At 70.1% G+C, this 3,269-nt stretch carries 3 protein-coding genes; all 3 read right to left on the bottom strand.

From position 1 onward, the window contains the following. A partial coding sequence (locus OOT08_RS10330; RefSeq protein ID WP_325092566.1) for a CPBP family intramembrane glutamic endopeptidase occupies positions 1–1,004 on the bottom strand: 1,004 nt, incomplete at its 3' end. A gap of 36 nt (positions 1,005–1,040) precedes the next feature. After that, positions 1,041–2,426 (bottom strand): glycine--tRNA ligase, encoded by a 1,386-nt coding sequence (locus tag OOT08_RS10325; protein WP_325092565.1) that lies wholly within the window; start codon positions 2,424–2,426, stop codon positions 1,041–1,043. Between the two features lie 367 nt (positions 2,427–2,793). Then, positions 2,794–3,269: pyroglutamyl-peptidase I family protein (locus OOT08_RS10320; RefSeq protein ID WP_442916217.1), on the bottom strand; the 476-nt coding region annotated here is incomplete at its 5' end.

The raw sequence follows: 3,269 nt of genomic DNA, 5'->3' as shown, positions 1-3,269 counted from the left end.
TGACCCGGCGTGCCCGTCCACAACGGCGCCGGGGCGCTCGGGAGCTGGGCGGCCGGGGCGGGCACGACGAGCAGGGTGCGCCCGTAGCCGCCGCGCGTAAACACGCGCATCGCGAGCCAGGCGTAGACGGCGAGCATGACGGCGACGACGAGCACCGAGAGCGGGCCCCCGGTCTCGGCGGTCTGGCCGGTCTGCCCGGTGAGCCCCGTCGTCATGATCAGCATGCTCACGATGTTATTCAGCACGTGGATCACGATGGCCGCTTCGAGGCCGCCCGTCCGCCAGGCGAGCCACGCGGCAGTCGCCCCCATCAGGCCCACCTGGAGCAGGCCCCACACGTCGTAAATGTGCTGGGACATGAACAGGAGCGTGGGCAGGATGATGGCGAGGGCGGGGTTGCGCAGCCACGAGCCGATGGCCTGCATGAGGACGCCGCGGAAGACGTATTCCTCGGCTGCGGCCTGAACCGGCACGATCAGCAGAATGATCAGCACGGACGCGAGCGCGGTGCCCATCTCGACCGGGACGACCTCGGGCGCGGGACCCTCGCTGGGCAGCAGGAGCCCGACCCCGATGGACACGGCCTGCACGGCCAGCAAGGCGGCAAGCCCGGGCAGGATCAGCCGAGCGATCAGGCCCCAGCGCAGCCGGAAGGCGACCGAGGACAGCCGGCCGGCCGGTTTGATGCCGACGCACCACATCGCGAAGAACACACAGGGCAGCCAGACCGCGATCGAGCCGAGCCCGAGCAGCATTGTGACCGGGTTCTGGGTGTCCGGGATAAAGAGGCCCTCGATCTCCCAGGGGTCAACCGGTTCACCGCGGACGGCCCCGATCACCCCGAGGGCGATCGCCATCACCACCCCTGAGGACAGGAGCGCGAACACCCCGACGAGGCACATCAGCAGCAGCGGCCGCCACCACCGGTAGTCCGGGTGAGCCCGGTAGAGCCGGTGATACTCCGTCTCGACCTGGCCGAGCTGTTCCGGAGTTGCGGGGTGCATCTGGGTCCTTTCGGGGTGTTCGCGCGGGCGGGGCGCTTAGGCGCCGCGGAGCCGCTCGGCGAGGTAGCCGAAGAGCTTCTCGCGGGGCACGCGCTCCTGCGCCATCGTGTCGCGGTCGCGGACGGTGACCGCCTGGTCCTCGAGCGAGTCGAAGTCGACCGTGACGCAGAACGGGGTGCCGATCTCGTCCTGGCGGCGGTAGCGGCGACCGATCGCGCCGGAATCGTCGAAGTCCACGTTCCACTGCTCGCGCAGCTCGGCGGCGATCTCGCGGGCAACCGGGGACAGCTTCTCGTTCCGGCTCAGGGGCAGCACGGCCACCTTGACCGGCGCGAGCCGGGGGTCAAGCGCGAGCAGGGTGCGCTTGTCGGTGCCGCCCTTCGCGTTCGGCACCTCCTCCTCGCGGTAGGCGTCCACGAGGAAGGCCATGAGCGAGCGGGTCAGGCCAGCGGCGGGCTCAATCACGTAGGGCGTCCAGCGCTCGTCCTTGGTCTGATCGAAGAAGGACAGGTCCTTGCCCGATGCCTCGGCGTGCGTTTTCAGGTCGAAGTCGGTGCGGTTGGCGACGCCCTCCAGCTCGCCCCACTCGGAACCCTGGAAGCCGAACTTGTACTCGATGTCCACGGTGCGCTTCGAGTAGTGCGAGAGCTTCTCCTCGGGGTGCTCGAAGAAGCGGAGGTTGTCGCGGTCGATGCCGAGGCCGGTGTACCAGTTCATGCGCTCGGCCATCCAGTATTCCTGCCACTGCTCGTCCGTGCCGGGCTCGACGAAGAATTCCATCTCCATCTGCTCGAACTCGCGGGTGCGGAAGATGAAGTTTCCGGGCGTGATCTCGTTGCGGAAGCTCTTCCCGATCTGGCCGATGCCGAACGGGGGCTTCATGCGGGCCGCCTGGAGCACGTTCGCGAAGTTCACGAAGATTCCCTGAGCGGTCTCGGGGCGGAGGTAGTGCAGCCCGGCCTCGTCGTCGACGGGGCCGAGGAAGGTCTTGAGCAGGCCGGAGAAGGCGCGGGGCTCGGTGAACTGGCCTCGGGCACCGCAGTTGACGCAGACGACCTCGGCGAGCCCGCCCTCGGGGGCGCGGCCCTTCTTCTCCTCGAACTCCTCGAGCAGGTGGTCCTCGCGGTAGCGCTTGTGGCACTGGGTGCACTCGACGAGCGGGTCAGAGAAGACCTCGACGTGGCCGGAGGCCTCCCAGATCTTGCGGGGCAGAATTACGGAGGAGTCGATCCCCACGACGTTGTCGCGGGACTGCACCATGTACTTCCACCACTGCTTCTTGATGTTCTCCTTCAGCTCGGTGCCGAGGGGGCCGTAGTCCCATGCCGAGCGGGATCCGCCGTAGATCTCACCGGCCTGGAACACGAAGCCGCGGTGGCGGGCGAGGGCGATGACCTGATCAAGGCGGGACGGGGCAGCCATAATGTTTTTCTCCAAGGGGCGAGTGGGGATCTTGGTGGCCGTGCGAGCGCACGGCACGTGCCCCAATCCTATCCCGGACCCGGCCCCCGGCACCTGTGCTTCCCGTGGGACGGAGCGCTCGGCAGCGCCCCGCGGGTCTTGGCCCACCCGGCAACCCGGCGGCCGCCCGAGGCGACGGCCGCAACCGGGCCCGGGGAACCGACGCCTCTGCGCTGGTCTCCGGCCCGGACGGTGCCGGCGGGAGTGCCGATGCCCTCGGCTCAGGTCCGTCTCAATCCGGGGGGAGGGTGGGCGTCGGGCTCACTCTTCCGGCCAGCCGCCGCCTCGGCGGGGGCGAGGAGCGCCGAACGGGCCCGCCGGGCCCGCTCTAGTCGAGCGCCCCGCTCGGGGCCAGCGCCACCGCCTTCGGCTCCGTGAGGCACACCTCGGCGGCGATCCTCACGGCGCGGACCAGTTCCGCGAGCGGGACCGTCGGGGTGGCTGGCTCGCCGGGAGCGGTCCGTGGCACCGCTGGCGTTGCGGCCGCGTTGCGCGCGCTTTCCGCGGCGGATTCGGGGGTCGCGGGGAGGTGAATGAAGCCGGTACGACGTCCCGTGCCGCGGCTGCGGTGCGCGGCCTCGTACATGGTCTGGTTGCAGACGTAGGTGCCCGCGGTGTGGGAGATCTCGCCGGGGAGACCCGCGCCCTGCCACGCGTCCCGGATCGCCCGCGCGGGGAGCTCTGTCAGGTAGGCGTCCGGGCCGCCCGCGACCACGGGCTGCTCCGCGGGGGTGCGTCCATCGGCGTCGGGGATGGGAAAGTCGCGGAGGTTGATCGCGACTCGCTCGACGCCGATCCGTTCCC

Origin of the sequence: Leucobacter sp. M11 (genome assembly GCF_035726885.1) — a bacterium.
Lineage (GTDB): Bacteria > Actinomycetota > Actinomycetes > Actinomycetales > Microbacteriaceae > JAPFRB01.
The sequence above is the reverse complement of the archived record's forward strand: the minus strand, read 5'-3'. Positions and strand labels throughout refer to the sequence as shown.